Source organism: Listeria farberi (assembly GCF_014229245.1).
Taxonomy (GTDB): Bacteria; Bacillota; Bacilli; order Lactobacillales; family Listeriaceae; genus Listeria; species Listeria farberi.
In genome coordinates, this window is record NZ_JAARZJ010000001.1 from 172,155 (window position 1) to 192,719 (window position 20,565).

A 20,565-nucleotide genomic window follows, 5' to 3' on the forward strand; every position below is an offset into this window, starting at 1 on the left:
TATCATTAAAAATGAGCGGATATTATAGATGGAAGGAACATGTACAGATGGATAAGTCAAAACAGATAAAAATGAATACAAGACCAACTGTTGCTATATTCATACTTTCGGGTGGACTTTTGTTGCTTCTTATTCTAGCTTTATTTGGGATTGCAGTTGGAGCGGCCGATATTAATTTATCTACGGTTTGGGACGCGCTTTTTCATTATAATAGTTCTGAGACATCGCACCAAATTATTCGAAGTTTGCGCGTACCTCGTGTTATTGCAGATATAGCAATTGGAGCTGCTTTTGCAGTGGCTGGAGCAATTATGCAAGGCATTACGCGCAATCCACTGGCTGATTCTGGTTTGCTTGGACTGAATGCTGGATCGACGTTTATGGTAGCTGTGTGTTTTGCTTTTATGCCTTGGCTTAGTTATAACTCGCTAATTATATTTTCTTTTGTTGGTGCAGCGATTGGAGCGTTCTTGGTTTTTGGGGTAAGTTCTATTGCTGGAAGTGCGATGTCGCCAACTCGGTTAGTACTTGCGGGTGCGGCGGTTAGTTCACTTCTTACAGCACTTAGTGAAGGGATTGCTATATATTTTCAGTTGAGTCAAGATTTGGCTTTTTGGTATGCAGGGGGAGTCGCTGGTGTGAAATGGAGTCAGCTTGCGGCAATTTGGCCGTGGTTGCTCGGTGCACTTATTGCGGCAATCTTGTTAAGCAAATCCATTACAATTTTAAGTTTAGGAGACGATATTGCAGTTGGACTTGGTGAAAAAACGGCTTTTGTTAAAATAGCTTCAATGATTGTTGTTTTAATTTTAGCAGGACTGGCTGTTTCTGTTGTTGGTCCGGTTGGTTTTATTGGTTTAATTGTGCCTCACTTGGTACGTTTTTTAGTCGGAGTTGATTATCGCTTTATTATTCCTTGTTCGGCTGTAGTAGGTGCACTTTTGACTTTAGCGGCAGATATTGTTGCCCGAACGATTAATCCACCATATGAAACGCCTATTAGCGTGATTTTTGCATTAATCGGAGTTCCTTTCTTCTTATATGTAGCTCGTAAAGAAAGGAGGAACTTATAATGTATATGACTGTTGCTGAAAAGCGGAAGAAATCGCGACGTATTTGGACATTAATTATTTTAAGTGTGCTCATTTTTTGTACATTTACATATAGTGTCAATGCTGGTTATTCGAAATTACCTTTTATAGAAGTGATTAAGTCTTTCTTTGGAATGGCGGATGCGGGAACACAACTGATTGTGTCAGAATTTCGCTTGCCGCGCATTGTCATTGCACTTTTAGTTGGTGCAGGACTTGCGGTTTCAGGAACGATTTTACAAGGTATTTCTGGGAACGGGCTTGCTGATCCCGGAATTCTTGGGATTAACAATGGGGCAGGCTTGGCAGTAATGCTTTATATTTCCTTTTTTCCCTCAACGATGGATGTACCGGTTTTATTTATGCCGTTCATTGGCTTTGTGGGAGCAATTTTAACTGCATTTGTTGTATATGGTCTTTCTTATAGTAGAAGTGAGGGATTACTTCCTAATCGCTTGCTGCTCACGGGGATTGCTGTTGCAGCAGCGATTGCCGCTTTGATTACGCTCTTGACTGTTCGACTTGACCCACAAAATTATCAACGATATGCTGAATGGATGGCTGGAAATATTTGGGCTTCAAGCTGGCAATATGTTTATGCGCTTTTGCCATGGTTACTTGTGCTCGGAGCGATTGCTTTTATGAAAGTAAAAACGCTTGATGTGCTGTCATTTGGTGATCAAGTGGCGACAGGTCTAGGTGTTCGAGTAGAGCGAGAAAAATTTGTTCTATTAATCGTAGCGGTTGGTTTGGCAGCGGCTTGTGTTTCAGTTAGTGGTGGGATTGCATTCATTGGTTTGATTGGTCCTCATATTGCTAGAAAACTTGTTGGTTCCGCGCATCGTTGGGTGATGGTTACGGCAGCTCTTTCCGGAGGGTTACTGTTATTACTTGCTGATACGATTGGTCGTTTGATTATTCAACCTTCTGAAATATTTGCAGGCATTGTTGTCGCTATCATCGGAGCTCCGTACTTCTTATTTCTTCTTGCTAAAGCTAAATAATAATAATTATTAATAACGAGAAACTAACTAGTAATTGATAATCATTGTAGACAGTCTATTGCTTTTATGCTATCTTAGTAAACATAAGCAATAGTAATTGGCTACGTGCCTTTTTTTAAATGGAAAAGTGGATTTTGAACTTGCATTTTAATTATAATTACTATAAACTGTATTTATTGTTAAATGATAATGATGATAATTTAGAACGACAACTTGCAACCGCAACTAAGGGAGGAAACATAATGGAAGGTCGTATTGGACGCATTAAAGCGCAACTTCATGATGCTAGTTATAAATTAACCCCACAGCGGGAAGCTACTGTTCGTGTTTTACTGGAAAATGAAAAAGATCATTTAAGTGCAGAGGAAGTTTTTTTACGGGTGAAAGATATTGCGCCTGACACGGGTCTAGCAACAGTTTACAGAACGTTAGAGCTTTTAACAGAACTGCGCGTGGTAGATAAAATTAATTTTGGTGACGGTGTATCTCGTTATGACTTGAGACAAGAAGGCGCCAAACATTTCCATCATCACCTTGTTTGTTTGGAATGTGGCTCTGTGGAAGAAATTCAAGAAGATTTACTAGAAGATGTAGAAAAAATCGTAGAATCCAAATGGAATTTCCTTGTTAAAGATCACCGATTAACTTTTCAAGGAATTTGTGCGGATTGCAGACAAAAATCTAAAAAAAATAATAATTGAGTTTGGGATTATTCATCTCAAACTTTTTTTTATAGCAAAAATGATGAACTGAATTGTGTGAAAAGTATTATAAGTTTTTTTCATCGCTTAAACGTTTTCACTGAGGAAGGAACATGATAGAATAGGATTTGTGGAGGAAATGCTTATGAATGATTTGATTGATGATTTTTTACACTTTTTAATTGTGGAGAAAGGCTTATCCGCGAATACAATAAAAGCTTACGAACGAGATTTACACTATTTTGTTTCATACATGGAGACTTCTAGAACTTTAACGGACCCGAATACACTCGAACGAAATGATATAGTTGGATTTATGGCATTCGCGAGAAAAGAAGGAAAATCACCAAGAAGCGTTGCACGTTATATTGCTTCACTGAGGTCCTTTTTTCATTATTTAATGCACGATGGAAAAATGGCTCATGATCCAATGATTCAAATTGAAACACCCAAACAAGCGCAAAGCCTACCAAAAGTATTAAACTTAGATGATGTAGAAAAATTACTTAGTTCATCAGATACTAGTACTCCGCTCGGACTCAGAGACCAAGCGATGCTAGAAATTTTATACGCGACGGGACTTCGTGTAACAGAACTTGTAAAGCTTAAAATGGATGATTTACATCTTCAAATGGGCTTTATTCAAACAATTGGTAAGGGTGATAAAGAAAGAATTATCCCGCTTGGAAAAACAGCAACCACTGTATTGGAACAATATTTAAATGAAGCAAGACCTAAACTTAGAAGGCCGAAATACCGTAATGATTTTGTGTTCTTAAATCACCACGGGCAAGGACTGACAAGACAAGGATTCTGGAAAATTTTAAAAGGAATCGCGAAGGAGTCGGGCATCGAAAAGCCGATTACACCGCATACATTGCGTCATTCATTTGCCACTCATTTACTTGAAAACGGGGCTGATTTAAGGTCGGTGCAAGAGCTTCTTGGACACGCCGACATCTCCACCACACAAATTTATACCCACGTAACAAAACTGCGGCTTAAAGATGTTTACAAACAATTTCACCCGCGTGCTTAAAAAATAAAGTTGAAAAGGATGAGTAAATATGCCAGATAAATTTAAACGAGTACACGTTATTGTAATGGATTCAGTTGGTATTGGAGAAGCACCAGATGCTGCTAAATTTGGTGATTTTGATGTGGATACATTTGGTCATATTGCAAAACACGTTGGCGGCCTAAAAATGCCTGAAATGGGCAAATTAGGATTATCCAATATCCGTGAAATCGAAGGAATTGAAAAAGCTGAAAAACCGCTTGCTTATTATACAAAAATGCAAGAGGCTTCTAACGGAAAAGATACAATGACAGGTCACTGGGAAATTATGGGGCTTTATATTGATACGCCTTTCCGTGTATTCCCTGATGGATTTCCAGACGATTTAATCAACCAAATTGAAGAAAAAACAGGTCGTAAAGTAATTGGTAATAAACCAGCTAGTGGCACAGAAATTATGGCTGAACTTGGGGAAGAACATGTTAAAACAGGTGCGCTAATTGTGTACACTTCTGCTGACTCTGTATTACAAATCGCTGCGCATGAAGATGTTGTTCCTTTAGAGGAGCTATATGAAATCTGTGAATTCTGTCGTGAAATTACATTAGATGACCCGTATATGCTAGGTCGTATTATTGCTCGTCCATTTGTTGGTGAACCTGGTGCGTTTGTCAGAACGCCGAACCGTCACGATTATGCCCTAAAACCTTTTAAACCAACTGTAATGGATGCTTTAAAAGATGGTGGTAAAGATGTGATTGCGATTGGTAAAATTTCGGACATTTTTGATGGTGAAGGTGTAACTGAATCTATCCGTACAAAATCAAACATGGATGGAATGGACCAATTTATCAATGTATTAGATAAAGATTTTAATGGTATGAGTTTCCTTAATTTAGTAGACTTTGATGCGCTGTTCGGCCACCGTCGTGATCCTCAAGGTTACGCGGATGCACTTGTTGATTTTGATGGACGATTAGTAGAAGTAATAGAAAAATTAACAGATGATGATTTATTAATTATTACAGCAGATCATGGAAATGACCCAACGTACACTGGAACAGACCACACGCGTGAATTTGTGCCTTTACTTGTATACTCACCGCGCTTTAAAAACGGAGGTTCTGAACTAGAATTACGCCAAACTTTTGCTGACCTTGGTGCAACTGTAGCGGATAATTTTAATGTGAAGATGCCCGAATATGGAAAAAGTTTCTTAAAAGATTTGAAATAGGAAAGAGGAGGAACAACAATGAGTTTAGTAAAAGTAAATGAAGCTGTTGCGAAAATTAGAGAAAGTTACACTGGAACGCCAACAATTGGTTTAATTCTTGGATCGGGTCTAGGTGTATTAGCAGATGAAGTAAATAATCCAACAAAACTATCCTACAGCGAGATTCCACATTTTCCTGTTTCTACAGTAGAAGGACATGCTGGACAATTCGTTTTTGGTGAATTAGAAGGAAAAGAAGTAGTGGCTATGCAAGGTCGTTTCCATTTTTATGAAGGATATTCTATGCAAGATGTTACTTTCCCTGTTCGTGTAATGAAAGAACTAGGTGTTGGATTACTTATTGTTACTAATGCTGCGGGTGGTGTCAATGAACTTTATTCCGCTGGCGACTTAATGTTAATTTCTGACCATATTAACTTTACTGGTACTAATCCGCTTATTGGACCAAATGATGAACATTTTGGCCCTCGCTTCCCAGATATGTCAGAAGCTTATAACTTGGCTTTACGTGTCGATGCTAGGTTAATTGCACAAGAACTTGATTTAACGATTCGTGAAGGTGTATATGCTGGATTTAGCGGTCCTACATACGAAACTCCTGCTGAAATTCAAATGATGAGAACGCTTGGAGCGGATGCTGTTGGGATGTCAACCGTACCAGAAGTAATTGTTGCAAACCATGCTGGGTTACGAGTGCTTGGTATTTCTTGTATTACGAATATGGCAGCGGGAATTCTTGACCAACCACTTTCTCATACAGAAGTGATTGAAACAACGGATCAAGTTCGTAGCACGTTTTTACAATATGTAAAAGCAATTGTTGCTAAAATTTCTTAAAAAAAATTGGTCGTTAATCTCAGCCCCAATTTATTATTTTCTGAAGTAAGAAGATAATGGATTGGGGCTGAGTTTTTTACGTATTTGATAATATTTTCAGATAGTTATTGTCGCTCGGCTTCTTAGTATGCTACTATATAAAAGAACTTTTAAAAATCTATAATGTAAAGGTGGGATTGGCGTGACGTTTGAACGGCTTGGAACAATGAATGTAAATGCAGAAGGACATCTCGAAATTGGTGGGGTGGACACTTTAAAGTTGGCTGAAAAATACGGTACACCACTTTACGTTTATGATGTAGCGCTAATCCGTGACCGTGCAAGAGGATTTAAGAAAACATTTGAAGAATTAGGTGTAAAAGCACAAGTAGCTTATGCAAGTAAAGCATTTTCAGCTGTAGCGATTTATCAGTTGATGGCTGAAGAAGGCTTGTCTCTTGATGTTGTATCGGGTGGCGAACTCTATACAGCTATTAAAGCGAACTTCCCTCCTGAAAGAATTCACTTTCACGGAAATAATAAAAGTGCAGAAGAAATACATATGGCACTTGATTATGGCATCGGATGCTTTGTTATTGATAATTATTATGAAATTAGTTTATTAGAAGATATATTAATAGAACGAAACGAAAAAGCTTCCGTTTTAATTCGCGTGACTCCAGGGATAGAAGCGCATACACATGATTATATTTTAACTGGACAAGACGATTCAAAATTTGGTTTTGGACTCACGAATGGTCAGGCAGAAAAAGCGATTAAACAAGTGCTTCATGCAAGTGCATCATTTGATTTGATTGGTTTACACTGTCATATTGGTTCACAAATTTTTGAAACAACGGGTTTTAAGCTCGCAGCACGTCGTATTATGGATAAATTAGTGGAATGGCACCAAACTCTGGGATTTGATTCTAAAGTTCTTAATCTTGGTGGTGGTTTTGGTGTTCGATATACTGCTGAAGATGAGCCGCTCGAACCAAGTGAATATGTGCGTCAAATTATGGATGAAGTGCGCGATGTTGCTAATAGTAATGATATTGCTATTCCTGAAATTTGGATTGAACCTGGTCGTTCACTTGTTGGTGAAGCAGGAACGACGCTTTATAAAGTTGGATCTCGTAAAGAAGTTCCAGGTATTCGGAATTATATTGCAGTAGACGGGGGAATGTCGGATAATATTCGTCCAGCATTATATGACGCACATTATGATGCTGTTCTTGCAGCAAATCCAGAAAAATTCGCAGAAGAAACAGTGGCCATTGCAGGGAAATGTTGTGAGTCTGGTGATATGTTAATTTGGGATTTACCGTTACCAAAATCAAATGCTGGCGAAATTTTAGCAGTTTTTTGTACCGGAGCTTACGGTTATGCGATGGCAAGTAATTATAACCGTATTCCAAGACCACCAGTAGTTTTTGTGGAAAACGGAATGGATAAATTAATCGTTGCCCGCGAAACTTATGAAAATTTAGTGCAAAATGATCTTTCATTATAGTAAGGCGGGACAAACATGGTAGAAATGAATTTTAAAGTAGAAGCTTTTGAAGGTCCGCTTGATTTACTACTTCATTTAATTGGTCAATTAGAAGTGGATATTTATGATATTCCGATGGCAGAAATTACGGACCAATATATGGAATTTGTTCATACAATGCAAGAGATGGAACTAGATATTGCAAGCGAATATTTGGTAATGGCTGCTACTTTACTTGCCATTAAAAGTAAAATGCTCCTTCCAAAACAAGAACTTGAAATTGATTATGATACACTAGAAGAGGAAGAAGACCCACGTGATGCTTTAGTTGAAAAATTAATGGAATACAAACGATTTAAAGAAGCCGCAAAAGAACTAAAGGAAAAAGAAGCTGAACGGAGCTTTTATTTTAGTAAACCACCAATGGATTTGGCCGAGTACGATGATGGGACTAAAGTGGCAGAACTTGATGTATCATTAAATGATATGTTAAGTGCTTTTAACAAAATGTTACGACGCAAGAAATTAAATAAACCACTGCATACAAGAATTACAACCCAAGAAATTTCAATTGATGATAGAATGAATTCCGTACTCGGAAAACTACATCAACAAGAAAATCACCGTTTACGTTTTGATGAATTATTTGAAGAACAAACTAAAGAACAACTTGTCGTAACATTTTTGGCATTACTTGAGTTAATGAAACGAAAATTAGTCGAAGTCGAGCAATCTGCAAGTTTTGCGGATTTATATGTGCAAGGTAAAGGGGAAGAATTATCGTGAACAGAGAAGAACAATTAGGTATATTAGAGAGCTTGCTTTTTGCAGCGGGAGATGCAGGACTTTCCACAGAGCAATTAACAGAAGTCATGGAAATTACGCATATTGAAGCGCTCAATTTATTAGAGCTTTTAAGTGAACGATATAATGAAAATGCAGATAGAGGGCTAATTTTATTAGAACTTGCTGGCACTTTCCAATTAGCTACGAAAAAAGCACATGCGGATTTTTTACGTAAATTAGTGGAAGTTCCTAGTAATACGGTTTTATCACAAGCCTCCTTAGAGACGTTGGCAATTATTGCGTATCGCCAACCTGTGACTCGAATGGAAGTAGATGAAGTTCGCGGTGTACAAACGGATGGACCAATTAGAACACTTGTTGCAAAAGGATTGGTTACTGATAAAGGTCGCGTAGATGGGGCTGGTCGCGCCAAATTATACGTAACGACAAGTGAATTTTTGGATGCTTTCGGGCTTAATTCTTTAGATGATTTGCCAAAGCTTGCTGACCCAGAAGCAGAAGACCCAGACCAAAGTGAAATGGACCTGTTTTTTGACCGGTTTAACCAAAGTAAAGAACAGGAGGAGGAATAAGAATGGAACGTTTACAAAAAGTGATTGCAAATGCAGGAGTAACTTCTAGAAGAAAAGCAGAGAAACTTATTCAAGAAGGTAAAGTAACAGTAAATGGAAAAGTAGTTACAGAACTCGGTGTCAAAGTCACCGGAACAGAACGAATTGAAGTTGAAGGGATTCAGCTCACTAAAGAAGAACACCGCTATTTTCTATTTTATAAGCCAAGAGGCACGGTGTCTGCTGTAACTGATGATAAAGGTCGTACAACCGTAGCAGATTATTTTACAGATATTCCAGAACGTCTTTACCCAGTAGGAAGACTTGATTATGATACATCTGGTTTACTGTTAATGACAAATGACGGTGACTTTGCAAACTTACTTATGCACCCTAAAAATGAAGTTTCCAAAACTTATATTGCTCGCATTAAAGGAATTCCAGAACGAGAAGTTATTCGTGAGCTAGAGCGCGGAGTTGTTATCGATGGTCGCAAAACTGCTCCTGCAAAAGTAAAAGTACGTTCTTCTGACAAAGCAAAAGATAAAGCAATTGTTGAAATCACTATCCATGAAGGACGAAATCGCCAAGTTCGTAAAATGTTCGAAGCAGTTGGTTTTGAAGTACAAAAATTAGCGCGCGAAGAATATTCTTTCTTGAATTTACGTGGTTTAAATGCAGGTGAAAGAAGAGAATTATCCCATCATGAAGTAAAACAATTAAAAACAGAAGCAAGATTTGGCAAGAATAAAAAGTAACATTTCAAGATAAAATATACTTTCTGATAGCGTGTTTTGTGAAAAACATGTATAATTTAAATCGTAGTAAATTTGGTATAGGCAATTGTGTGGTTTCCCGTATGTGGGTACGAGAAATTCCATTTAATTAACTGAATTTAAGTGATGCGTTTTATGTAAATGATAGTTAGGGGATGAGTACTTATGAGTGAACAAGTTAGAGTGCTTGTTGTGGATGATGAGGACCGGATACGACGCCTTCTTAAGATGTATCTTGAAAGAGAAAACTATCGAATTGAAGAAGCTGGTGATGGTGACCAAGCATTAAACATGGCACTGAACAACAATTATGAAGTAATTCTGCTAGATTTAATGATGCCAGGTAAAGATGGTATTGAAGTTTGTCGTGAATTAAGAGAGTTTAAATCTACACCAGTTGTTATGTTGACCGCGAAAGGTGAAGAAGCTAATCGTGTGCAAGGATTTGAAGTAGGTGCAGATGATTATATCGTTAAGCCATTTAGTCCACGGGAAGTAGTGCTACGAGTTAAAGCTGTTCTTCGGCGTGCAAAACAATCTTCTGATGAAACAGCTGGAAGTACACCAGGAGACATTATTACATTTCCGCATTTGAAAATTGATAATGAGGCGCATCGTGTTATTGTGGATGGAAAAGAAATCGGCCTAACACCAAAAGAATACGATTTACTTTATTATTTAGCTAAATCTCCAGATAAAGTTTTTGACCGTGAATCACTTTTAAAAGAAGTGTGGCGTTATGAATTCTTTGGTGATTTGCGTACAATTGATACTCACGTAAAACGTCTTCGTGAAAAATTACATGATGTATCTGAGGACGCTGCTAGAATGATTGTTACTGTGTGGGGTCTTGGCTATAAATTTGAAGTTCCAGAAGATTAATAACGAATATTAAGATAGCGGGCAAAGACGTTTAATCGGCAAGTGTTATGCCGCACGTGCTTTGTTCGTTATTTTTTTGTGAAGTGAGGTGAGATAGATGAAGATTTGGAATAGTATCGTTGGCAAAATATGGAGTACAATCATTTTATTATTGATTGGGATTTTAGTTATATCTGGATTCTTAGTGGCAATGATTTATGAAAAAAATAATATTGCTCATATTACAAAAGAATTAGAAGATACCACATCAAGTATTATCACAATTATGAAAGAAAACGATGAAGTTATTTCCACTAAAAATAATAATGATTCCGCACTGACATTACTTGATAATACGATGGGCGTCATTATTGAAGAAAACGGAAAAAATATTTATCAATCTCAGTCTCCTGACACAATTTCTAGCGTATCTGCAAATAAACTTGTTCAAGATAAAACGTTAGATAAAGCCTTGGAAAAAGACAACAGTATTACGATGAAGTATAATTTCAAAACAAAAGACAGCTCCTTACCTGTCGAAATTTCAGCGCAGAAGTTTGTTTTAAGTAATGGAGAATCGGGTGTTGTCTATGTTTATCAATCATACCATGATATTTTAAAAGTGAATCAAAAAACAGTGAGAACGCTTATTGTTTCGGGTATTATAGCTATCATTATTACTTCCATTTTATCCTTTGTCTTCTCATCTAGAATGGCCTTTCCTCTTCGTGAAATGAAAAAAATCGCTATAGCTGTATCAAAAGGGAATTTCGATAATCGTGTGCCAACTTACACGCATGATGAAATAGGTGAACTGGGAGTAGCTTTTAATGATATGGCCAAACAATTAAAATATAATATTAGCGCCCTTCGTCAAGAAAAAGAGCAATTATCTAACATATTAGTAGGAATGGCGGATGGGGTAATTAAATTTAGTGTAGACAAAACAATTATTTTAAGTAATCCACCAGCAGAAGAATTTTTACATAATTGGTTTTTCTCGCCTGAAAATACAGAAAAAGTACTGATACCAACAGCTTTAAATAATTTATTGAATGACACATTAGAAAAGAAAGAATCGCAAGTGGGCGAAATAACTTTTTCTGACCGGACGTATGTAGCAATTTTGACGTTGTTATATACAGGTGAGCATGTTCGAAGTATTGTTGCGGTTATTCGTGATATGACAGAAGAGAAGCAACTTGAGAAAATGAAGAGTGATTTTGTCAACAATGTGTCACATGAGCTTAGAACGCCTATTTCTATGCTTCAAGGATACAGTGAAGCAATTATCGATGGAGTTGCTCAGTCGGATGAAGAAGTTCGGGAATTTGCACAAATTATTTATGACGAATCCCTTCGTATTGGTCGATTGGTTAATGATATGCTCGACCTTGCAAGAATGGAAGCCGGTTTTAATCAAATGGACAATCAAAAATTACTATTAGCTCCATTACTACGAAAAGTTATTGCTAATTTTGATGTGCTTGCAAAAGAAAACTTTGTAGAACTTGGTTTAGAACTGGAAACACCAGATCTAGAATATTCTTATGATCCCGACCGGATGGAGCAAGTATTAATTAATTTAATTATGAATGCTATCCGTCATACCGGAAAAGAGGGGTATGCTGGAAAAGTTACTTTAAAACAAACTATTGACGAAACAAAAAATAATCTCGTCATTACAGTGTCTGATAATGGTAGCGGGATTGCAGAAGAGGACATTCCCTACTTATTCGAGCGTTTCTATAAAGTAGACAAGGCGAGAAAACGCGGAAAAGCTGTAGGTACAGGAATTGGTCTTGCAATTGTAAAAAATATCGTAGAAGCCCATAACGGCAAAATTTCTGTAGAAAGCGTATTGGGTAAAGGGTCAGACTTTATCATTACCTTGCCGCTATATAAATAGATTGGAGCGAAAATCATGGAAAAAAGACAAACAAAATATTGTAAAGAATCTTTAGTAATTAAAACTAGTCGGGTGTTTCCATCCGATACAAATAATCATAATACACTCTTTGGTGGAAGATTAATGACTTATATTGATGATACTGCTTCTATCAGTGCATCTCGTCACTGTCGAACAGAAATTGTAACAGCTTCGACAGATTCGGTGGATTTTTTAAAGCCAATTAAAAACGACCACTCTGTTTGCTTAGAGTCCTATGTGGCTTCAACAGGTAGAAGTTCGATGGAAATCTTCGTTAAAATCATTGCAGAAAATTTAAAAACAGGAGAACGCTATCTAGCAGCTACATCTTTTTTAACTTTTGTCGCGCTAGACAAAGATGGCAAAACGGTGGAAGTACCTCTAGTTGAACCAGAAACTGATGAACAAAAAAGAATCCATGCTGGGGCCGAAGCAAGAAGCATTGCCCGTAAAATTCGTTTAAAAGAAAACCAATCATTAGCGGAATCGTTGTCTACAAATATTCCTTGGTGAGTTAATAAAAACCAGCTGATTGGCTGGTTTTTATTAACAAACAAAAGAAAGCGCTTACGTGAAAAAATATACAAAAGGACTTGCGAAAAAATTTTTTCATGGTAAAATAAAAATTGTAATAAAATATTCGTTCATCTTCGGGGCAGGGTGCAATTCCCGACCGGTGGTTAAAGTCCACGATCTGCTTTTTTAGCAGTTGACTCTGGTGTAATTCCAGGACCGACAGTATAGTCTGGATGGGAGAAGATGTTGACAGACCTTTTCGTTTGTCTTCACGAGCATGTGTTAGCAAGCTGTGATGCTTATTTGAGTATTTAGCGCTTGTTTATTAAATCACAAACTCTCCCTCAACTTTTTTAGTTGAGGTTTTTTATTTGCTTGGGTTGCAATCGTCAAGTGATGTCACTCGCTTCTTGGTGAACATCAAGGGAGAAATGACAATGAAGAATTATTCAATGAAAGTTTTTGTAAGTGTAGCGGTTCTTGGCACTTTAGCATTTGTTTTAATGATGCTACAATTTCCGTTACTACCAAGTGCACCATTTTTAAAGCTTGATTTTAGTGATATTCCAGCTTTAATTGGTGGCTTATTATTCGGACCACTCGCGGTGATTTTAGTAGAATTAATTAAAAATGTCCTACTTTATATCGTGTCCGGTAGTCCAGTTGGAGTTCCGGTTGGAGAATTAGCCAATTTTATTAATGGTATTTTTTATGTATTACCGATTTATTATTTATTTCACTGGTTCCGCTCGACAAAAGGAATGGTGCTTTCAACAGCAGTTGGAACATTAGTAATGACAGGCGCAATGGTGGTATTTAATTATTTTGTATTATTACCATTTTATATTAAACTTGGTGGACTTCCAGCGGATACAGATGTTGCTTGGTTAGTCACTTATACGATTGTACCATTTAGCTTATTAAAAGGAGTCATCGTTAGTGCTGTATTCTTATTACTATACTCTAGACTTAAAAAATGGATTGCTAAAAATCAAACTGTGAAAGAACGTCGCAAATTTGAAAAAAGACAGCAAGAGATTAACCAATAGCAATTACCCATAACTACCTAGAGTTTGTATCGCATAATGAAAATGAAAAAATTTAGATTAGGCTACTAGTTTCCTTCAATTATAGGAAACTAGTAGCCTAATTTTTTTATAGTATTTTAATGTAATTATATATGACGATATATAACTTTTGTACATATAAAACACTTCCAATCGGCTTGTTGCATAAAACTAATGAAAATGTGAGTAATCCGCTGGTATTTTTGGTTTCGCTAATAATAGTACTTACCACTCAAATGTGTCTTAAATGTGTCGGAAAAGTGTTTGAAGTGTGACGGATGTTTGAATGGAATTGCTGATAGTGCGGCTTTTTTGAACAAGATACCTTAAGTATATATACAGTATATGAAATCGTTTGTTACTATTTATTTGTGCCTTGGAGATTCAAAAGACAACAACATCCAGAGAAGGAGAGAGTTATATATATGGTGAAATCATTAAACATTCGACGTTTATTTTTATTATTAATAACGAGTTTATTAATAATCAGCCAGCTTAATTTAACATCTTTTCAAGCTTTTGCAGAAGAGCGAAATGAGGAGCCGCTTTCATATGAAGTCCAGAAAGAGCTTTCAGCTGACAAAAAAAGCGCTAAACTTAAAATAAAAGCAACTCCGTCTAACGAAGAAGTAAAAATTGTAAGTATTGAAACACCTGATAAGCAGATAACAGAGGGACAAGAAGCAGAATTCACTGCGGAAAAAAATGGTCCGATTGATTTTATTATCACTTATCAAGAAAAACAAGATGGGCAATATCAAGAAAATAAAACGTTTAAAGCGACTTATGAAGTAAGCGAGATTTTAGTCGATGAAAATAAGACGGACGTTAACAAAAATCTTCTTAAGTCGAGTGAATCTAATGTTACCCTAGAAATTCCCGACTATGATGGTAGTGCTTGGAAGAATGGAGAAATCAAAGAAGTTAATGTTACGGCATCATTTGATGACAATACTTCTGGTCAAAAGAAATTAAACTTTACTCTGCCAGATGGCATGAGGTTTGTTTCTATTCCAGTTCCAAGCAACTATTCAGCGACAAATGATGTAGATACAGGAGTTTTGAATTATTTAAATACGGGCGACCCATTAGGGAGTGCGATTAGTTCAGTTTCTGTTCCAAGTAAAGAATCAACATACGGTAAAGCAACATATGGAACGGTTAGTTACACTTTAGAACCAGGTACAGAAAAGGTGAGTTTTAGTTTTTCTGTACGAGTTGATGCAGTAAAATATTATGGGACGACAGATATAAAATCACCAATTAAAGTAGAAACATTCGAGGGAGATGAGAGTACGCCAGTTGATTCAGCCCAACAAGCTATTCATGCTGAGGGGAGAAATGTAGTTGGTGCCGCAGAGCAAAGTCATGTAGAGACAATGTTTAGAAATTGGTATTCTACTGCGACTTTGTCAAGTGTGACAGCTAGTACAGATACAGAAGATTCTTTTAACTATACGAAGTGTTACTCTGTTGTAAATAGTATAGTTCAAGAAGATGGTCGTGGATCAAAATCTTTTGTTCCTAAACATGTCTCCGTAACTCTTTACTATCCAGAAGGAATGGAATACGTTGGAGTGGTAAATGAATCTAAGTCGTTATTGGAAAATACTGCTGATAGAACTATTACTCCCTATCCTGAAGAAAATAAAGTAGTAATTGATTGCAATCAGCAAAATTTTCCCAGCTCGCCAGGTACTATATATGCAGTAAAATATAAGGTGCCAAAGGGTACGAAAGCAGGTACTTATACCACTAATAAAGTGCCTCATGCAGTAATTACAACTTATGACAATAATGTATTTGAAACAGATGCTCTAACAAATAACGTTAGCGATATGACAACTCTAGCTGAGAAAGATACTTGCACAGTCGTAGAAGAAACGGAGAATATTATGTCCGTTTTACCAAGAAATCATTATATAAACCCAGATAATGAATCATGGGGTGGACATGTTCAAATTAATAACAAAAACTCCGCTGGTGTTAAAAAAAACCAAATGTATCAAATTAAATTCGATGAAAATTGGGAAGCTTATACTGTCAATTTACCTTGTGATGGAACATTATCCGGAAATAAAGTGACAGATGTACAATATAAAACGAACCTTAATTCAACTTATCGAACTTATGAAGGTTCGTTGCCTAAAACAAATGCTAATAAGATGGTAACAATGACAGCTGCAGGTATTGGTTTGCAACCAGGAGAATATTTTACTGAGGTTAAGGCCAATGTAGGAGATTTCTCTGTAGGTTATACAAATATTGATCCCACTGCTGCATTTACTTCTACATCTTCACTTTCGTATGGGATTGTTAAACCTGGTATTAAAACAGTTGATTTTAATGTAAATGTATGGGATGCGGGAGACGAAGAGAACACCAAAGTGAATGGTGTGTCCACCTATATCGTATCAAATAATGTTTCATCTGCAGTAGATGGTTCCGCTAGTTTTTATAATCAAGAAGGAACTAAAGTTAAAACTGCAAAAGCTGGCGATACTTTAACTACTAAAGCATCACTAGTTTTACATGGTTACCCATTTGGAACGAGAACCGTCTTGAATGACCCAGAAATATATTTACGCCAAATTGAAGGGGCAAAAATTAAGCCAGGATCCATTAAATTATATAATCAAGACGACGAAGAAGTAGATTTTTCTATGGAAGAAAAATCAGCTTTGAATGGTGATAAAGTTTATGTTTTAAAAACAACAGATGCTACAGTAGGAGAATATGTTGGGAATCCTGCTAAAAAACAATATTTGAATATTGAATATGATACTGTTTTTGATGTCACGTTAGATAAAAGTATCCAAACAGACATCCAAAAAATGCTCGCTTGGGGCGGAAGTAATGTATACTCAGCAATTTCAGCTAATTCGTTTTCTGATAATGGATTAGATGTTAACCAAAATGGTAAAGATAGAGAATACCTGCTTTCTACAAAAGCGAGTATGTTAAGTGTGTCTAAACAAGATACAGTTAGCGTTGAAACTTTCTTAAGTGTTGCTGATGAAGGTACAAAAGCAGCTTACGTGGATGGAGATGAGAGTACCGTTTCTTACTTCACACCTGGAACGGAAGCAGACTATATGGTAAAAGTAACTAACTCTTCTAGTGCTAGTACAAGCGCTTTAGATGTATTTGTTCCAATTCCAAAGACAGGACAAAACTTTGGTTCTAAATTCCAATCAGAAGCCTTTAAATGGGATATGAAACTAAATGGAGCGGTACCATTAACTGATGAACAAAAAGCACAATTGGAAATTAGTTATGCAACAGAAGCAAATGCAGATAATTATGAGTCAGAAAGTGTTTATAGTTCTTCACCTTCAAGTTATGAAAAAGTTAACATGGTACGTATCAGAGTGAAAACCCAGATTGATTCGGGTGAATCACAAACAATCAAAGTCCCGCTAAAAGTAGATGAAACCTTTAATTCTGCTACAGAAGAAGATAAAATAAGTGAGCGTAATGTGTACAACCCCCATTATCGTGTAACTACAAATACGTATTCTGGAGCATTATCAGGTACTAAAGTAGGGGCAGAGCTAGTTATTTTAGAAGCAGGTGGTTTCCTGTTCCAAGATAAAGATGCCAATGGTTTATATGAAAAAGAGCAAGGTGATACGGCTCTTGCAAACGAAACAGTGGAACTTTATAAATGGAATGAATCTACTTCTGCTTATGAACCTTTCTTAAAGGACGGAGATCCTGTAACTGTTAAAACAAACGCAGATGGGAAATACACATTTAATTACAATGTAGGTTTAGCTTACGGAAAATATGCTGTGAAATTCCCTGACAGAGCAGGTAACCAATTTACTTTGAAAAAAGTAGGACAAGATAATACGATAAATAGTACGGTACCTAATACGGGTACAGACAAAGGTTGGGTAAAAGAAATTAATCCAGAACAACCAACTTCACAAAATATTAATGCTGGTTATATGGAGTATGCGCCTGCTAATGATTTAAAAGTTAATCTTAGCGATAAAACACTACAAGCAGGTAAAAGCTTAAAAGTAACTTTACCAAAAGTGGAAGCAACGAGTGGAGAAGCGGCGGAAAATACGATTGAACCTTCATTTTTCCATAATATTCAAGCTCCATCAAATGGTTACAAATGGACTAGTAAAGATGCGAGTGTGGCAACTGTTGACACAGCTAGTGACGGTTCTGGAATAATTGTTGGGGTTTCTGCTGGAGATAAAGCTATAGCTACAACAGATCTTAGCATCACAATTAAAGATATTTTTGGTACAGAGAAAAAATCTACTGCCCCTGTTTATATAACTAATTCAAAAGCAGTAGTGGACCAAAAAGGACCTATTACTTTAGGCGCTATGGATTTCACATTAGAACACAAAGAAGCGATTGACCTTTCTGAAACAGAAGCAACTAATTTAGCAAAAGCGGTTGCCTTTGAAGAAATAAAAACAGGTGTACTTTCTTCTGCGCAAGATAGTACTGACTCTCTTCAAGTAGATGAAAATCAATTAAAAGCTATTCAAGAAGCATCTAATCTAGGAGGCACTTACCCATTAACGTATCAAGTAACAAAAGATGGGCAAACAGCAGAGGTAATTATTCAAGTGACTGTAGAAAAAGACTTGACTGTAATTAACGTACACGATTCTATTTTATATGTAGGAGATGCGTGGACTGCTTCAGATAACTTTGATAGTGCGCTTGATAAAACAGGCGAAATATTGCCATTTGCAGCTATTCAAGTAGCAGGATCAGTTGATACGACCACTGCTGGAATTTATTCAGTCAATTATTCCTATCAAGGAATGACAAAAACAGCCAAGATTGAAGTAAAAGATAATCTAACAGAAGTTAATGCACATGACTCTATCATTTATACAAACGATACTTGGAGTGCTGCAGATAATTTTGATAGTGCATTGAATAAAACTGGAAATGCATTGAGTTTAAGCGACCTTACAGTAACCGGAACAGTAAATACAAAACAAGCTGGAACATATACAGTTACGTATAAATATGAAAATGTAGAAAAAACGATTACAGTTACTGTAAAAGAAAATAAAAAAGGTGTTAACGGACATAACTCTACTATCTATGTTGGGGATTCTTGGACAGCAGAAGATAATTTTGATAATGCAGTAGATAAAGATGGCAATCCAGTTGCTTTTGCTGATGTAAAAGTAAAAGAAGATCCATCTGTGAATATTCATCAAGCAGGCACTTATCAAATCACTTATAGTTATGATGGGGTATCAACCACGGTTACGCTAACGGTGAAAGAAATTAAAACAGCTATTAATGCACATGATTCTATTCTGTATATTAATGATAATTGGAATGCTGCAGACAATTTTGACAGCGCTCGTGATAAAGACGGAAATTCTGTATCATTTGATGATGTGCAAGTGACTGGGTCTGTAGATACAACACAGGCAGGGACCTATACTATAACTTATGCATACGATGGTCTAACGAAAACGATTCAAGTTACAGTGAAAAATCCACAAACAGCTATTCAAGCACACGGTTCTGTAATTTATGCAGGAGATAAGTGGCAAGCAAAAGATAACTTTGATAAAGCTATTGATAAAGCTGGAAAAGATGTTGAATGGAAAAATATTACTGTTAACACCAATGTTGATACAACAAAACCGGGCGTTTATACAGTAACCTATAGCTATGATGGTATCTCTAGCACAATTAATATAACTGTGAAACCATTACAAACTACAGTGAAAGTTCACGATAGCAGTTTTTACGCAGGAAGTAACTGGAATGCGAAAGATAATTTCGACCAGGCTACGAATAAAGATGGAGAAAAAATAGATTTCCAAGATATTACTGTCACTGGTAGTGTTAATAGTAATACACCTGGCACTTACGAAATAAGCTATCTATATGATGGTGTAAAAGCTATCGCAAGAGTAACTGTCTTGAAAAACCATGCAACTTTAATAGTAAAAGACAGCGTTCTAACAACAGGTGACACTTGGAATGCACAAGATAATTTCATTAAAGCATTAGATCGTGACGGCCGAGCTATTTCATTTGATCAAGTGAAGGTAGAAGGCAATGTCAATCCGTATAAAGCTGGGAAATACCAAGTTACGTATTCGGTAGATCCTAATGAAGGTACAAAAGATGCTGGCAAGCAAGTGTTATCAGTAACAGCGACGATTCAAGTAGAAGAGGTTAAACAAGCAAATGCACAAGGAAATAGCTCGTTAACAATAAAAGATAATACACAACATATGGTTACATCTGATGATATCAAACTCATCCCCAAAACAGGTGACCAAGAGAATCCATGGGTTTTCTGGGCTGGTATTAGTTTGGTTGGACTTGGATTAGTATTATTGATGTTCTTACAAAGAAGACGTAATTCGAATTAACACGTAGGACATCAAAAGAGGAAGGATCCCTTCAAGTAGGGCGCCTTCCTCTTTTTCTATTTATTTAAATGGTCTATCAGAAACCTTAATAGAAAGCGAAGGACAAGCAAATTCCGCATCCATCACCATTTCCTCTAAGTCTTCTGGAATTTCTTTTATTCCAGTATTATTATCTAATATATTATAAGCAAGACCTTCAGTATCATAATCAAAAACATCAGGAGCATGAATAGAACAAGCACCACAAGCAATACAAGTGTCTTTTTCAACGAGACAATACTTCAATTTTCTACGCTTCCTTTCTAAAATAACAGT

The 20,565-nt window shown here is 36.6% G+C and carries 16 protein-coding genes and 1 riboswitch; of the genes, 15 read left to right on the forward strand and 1 reads right to left on the reverse strand.

Annotation, left to right across the window (positions count from 1 at the left end; all coding sequences use genetic code 11):
- The first annotated feature begins 47 nt into the window (after positions 1-47).
- From HCB45_RS00845 to lcp, 15 genes are all read left to right on the forward strand, one after another.
- Positions 48-1,073 (forward strand): FecCD family ABC transporter permease, encoded by a 1,026-nt coding sequence (locus tag HCB45_RS00845; protein WP_185618354.1) that lies wholly within the window; start codon positions 48-50, stop codon positions 1,071-1,073.
- Entirely contained in the window at positions 1,073-2,095 is a 1,023-nt protein-coding gene (locus HCB45_RS00850; RefSeq protein ID WP_185319161.1) for a FecCD family ABC transporter permease, read from the forward strand. Before HCB45_RS00845 ends, HCB45_RS00850 begins: the two co-directional genes overlap by 1 nt.
- Positions 2,096-2,337: 242 nt before the next feature.
- Entirely contained in the window at positions 2,338-2,796 is a 459-nt protein-coding gene (fur, locus tag HCB45_RS00855; RefSeq protein ID WP_185319160.1) for a ferric iron uptake transcriptional regulator, read from the forward strand.
- Between the two features lie 145 nt (positions 2,797-2,941).
- Positions 2,942-3,835 (forward strand): site-specific tyrosine recombinase XerD, encoded by an 894-nt coding sequence (gene xerD, locus HCB45_RS00860; protein ID WP_185319159.1) that lies wholly within the window; start codon positions 2,942-2,944, stop codon positions 3,833-3,835.
- Positions 3,836-3,863: 28 nt separating this feature from the next.
- The gene (gene deoB, locus HCB45_RS00865; RefSeq protein ID WP_185319158.1) at positions 3,864-5,048 is read left to right on the forward strand and encodes a phosphopentomutase; all 1,185 of its coding nucleotides are present in this window, start codon (positions 3,864-3,866) and stop codon (positions 5,046-5,048) included.
- An 18-nt stretch (positions 5,049-5,066) separates the two neighbouring features.
- Positions 5,067-5,885: a purine-nucleoside phosphorylase gene (locus HCB45_RS00870; RefSeq protein WP_185319157.1), complete on the forward strand. Its 819-nt coding sequence runs from the start codon at positions 5,067-5,069 to the stop codon at positions 5,883-5,885.
- A 181-nt stretch (positions 5,886-6,066) separates the two neighbouring features.
- On the forward strand, positions 6,067-7,377 hold the full coding sequence (gene lysA / locus HCB45_RS00875; protein WP_185607870.1) for a diaminopimelate decarboxylase: 1,311 nt from the start codon (positions 6,067-6,069) through the stop codon (positions 7,375-7,377).
- A 15-nt stretch (positions 7,378-7,392) separates the two neighbouring features.
- Positions 7,393-8,142 (forward strand): segregation/condensation protein A, encoded by a 750-nt coding sequence (locus HCB45_RS00880; RefSeq protein WP_185319155.1) that lies wholly within the window; start codon positions 7,393-7,395, stop codon positions 8,140-8,142.
- Positions 8,139-8,735 (forward strand): SMC-Scp complex subunit ScpB, encoded by a 597-nt coding sequence (scpB, locus tag HCB45_RS00885; RefSeq protein WP_185319154.1) that lies wholly within the window; start codon positions 8,139-8,141, stop codon positions 8,733-8,735. The genes HCB45_RS00880 and scpB overlap by 4 nt, the downstream gene beginning before the upstream one ends.
- 2 nt (positions 8,736-8,737) lie before the next feature.
- Positions 8,738-9,472 (forward strand): pseudouridine synthase, encoded by a 735-nt coding sequence (locus HCB45_RS00890; protein WP_003767596.1) that lies wholly within the window; start codon positions 8,738-8,740, stop codon positions 9,470-9,472.
- Positions 9,473-9,655: 183 nt separating this feature from the next.
- Positions 9,656-10,372 carry a response regulator transcription factor gene (locus HCB45_RS00895; protein WP_185319152.1) on the forward strand — a complete coding sequence of 239 codons (717 nt, stop codon included), beginning with the start codon at positions 9,656-9,658 and terminating at the stop codon, positions 10,370-10,372.
- Positions 10,373-10,469: 97 nt separating this feature from the next.
- Positions 10,470-12,260 carry an ATP-binding protein gene (locus HCB45_RS00900; RefSeq protein WP_185319151.1) on the forward strand — a complete coding sequence of 597 codons (1,791 nt, stop codon included), beginning with the start codon at positions 10,470-10,472 and terminating at the stop codon, positions 12,258-12,260.
- 15 nt (positions 12,261-12,275) lie between these two features.
- Positions 12,276-12,794, forward strand: coding sequence for an acyl-CoA thioesterase (locus HCB45_RS00905; RefSeq protein WP_185319150.1), 519 nt, complete (start codon positions 12,276-12,278; stop codon positions 12,792-12,794).
- A gap of 129 nt (positions 12,795-12,923) precedes the next feature.
- A riboswitch (FMN riboswitch) is annotated at positions 12,924-13,046 on the forward strand.
- A 188-nt stretch (positions 13,047-13,234) separates the two neighbouring features.
- A complete protein-coding gene (gene ribU, locus HCB45_RS00910; protein WP_185319149.1) occupies positions 13,235-13,846 on the forward strand; it encodes a riboflavin transporter RibU in 612 nt (203 codons plus the stop codon).
- Positions 13,847-14,289: 443 nt separating this feature from the next.
- Positions 14,290-20,250: a putative cellulose-binding protein LCP gene (gene lcp, locus HCB45_RS00915; RefSeq protein WP_185618356.1), complete on the forward strand. Its 5,961-nt coding sequence runs from the start codon at positions 14,290-14,292 to the stop codon at positions 20,248-20,250.
- Positions 20,251-20,310: 60 nt separating this feature from the next.
- Here the strand turns inward: lcp and HCB45_RS00920 are convergent, their stop codons facing one another.
- Positions 20,311-20,535, reverse strand: coding sequence for a ferredoxin (locus HCB45_RS00920; protein WP_185618475.1), 225 nt, complete (start codon positions 20,533-20,535; stop codon positions 20,311-20,313).
- Positions 20,536-20,565 lie beyond the last annotated feature (30 nt).

Bases quoted from the DNA above. Each gene is read 5' to 3' on its own strand.
- HCB45_RS00845 (WP_185618354.1), top strand. From the start codon at position 48: ATGGATAAGTCAAAACAGATAAAAATGAATACAAGACCAACTGTTGCT.
- HCB45_RS00850 (WP_185319161.1), top strand. From the start codon at position 1,073: ATGTATATGACTGTTGCTGAAAAGCGGAAGAAATCGCGACGTATTTGG.
- fur (WP_185319160.1), top strand. From the start codon at position 2,338: ATGGAAGGTCGTATTGGACGCATTAAAGCGCAACTTCATGATGCTAGT.
- xerD (WP_185319159.1), top strand. From the start codon at position 2,942: ATGAATGATTTGATTGATGATTTTTTACACTTTTTAATTGTGGAGAAA.
- deoB (WP_185319158.1), top strand. From the start codon at position 3,864: ATGCCAGATAAATTTAAACGAGTACACGTTATTGTAATGGATTCAGTT.
- HCB45_RS00870 (WP_185319157.1), top strand. From the start codon at position 5,067: ATGAGTTTAGTAAAAGTAAATGAAGCTGTTGCGAAAATTAGAGAAAGT.
- HCB45_RS00880 (WP_185319155.1), top strand. From the start codon at position 7,393: ATGGTAGAAATGAATTTTAAAGTAGAAGCTTTTGAAGGTCCGCTTGAT.
- HCB45_RS00890 (WP_003767596.1), top strand. From the start codon at position 8,738: ATGGAACGTTTACAAAAAGTGATTGCAAATGCAGGAGTAACTTCTAGA.
- HCB45_RS00895 (WP_185319152.1), top strand. From the start codon at position 9,656: ATGAGTGAACAAGTTAGAGTGCTTGTTGTGGATGATGAGGACCGGATA.
- HCB45_RS00900 (WP_185319151.1), top strand. From the start codon at position 10,470: ATGAAGATTTGGAATAGTATCGTTGGCAAAATATGGAGTACAATCATT.
- HCB45_RS00905 (WP_185319150.1), top strand. From the start codon at position 12,276: ATGGAAAAAAGACAAACAAAATATTGTAAAGAATCTTTAGTAATTAAA.
- ribU (WP_185319149.1), top strand. From the start codon at position 13,235: ATGAAGAATTATTCAATGAAAGTTTTTGTAAGTGTAGCGGTTCTTGGC.
- lcp (WP_185618356.1), top strand. From the start codon at position 14,290: ATGGTGAAATCATTAAACATTCGACGTTTATTTTTATTATTAATAACG.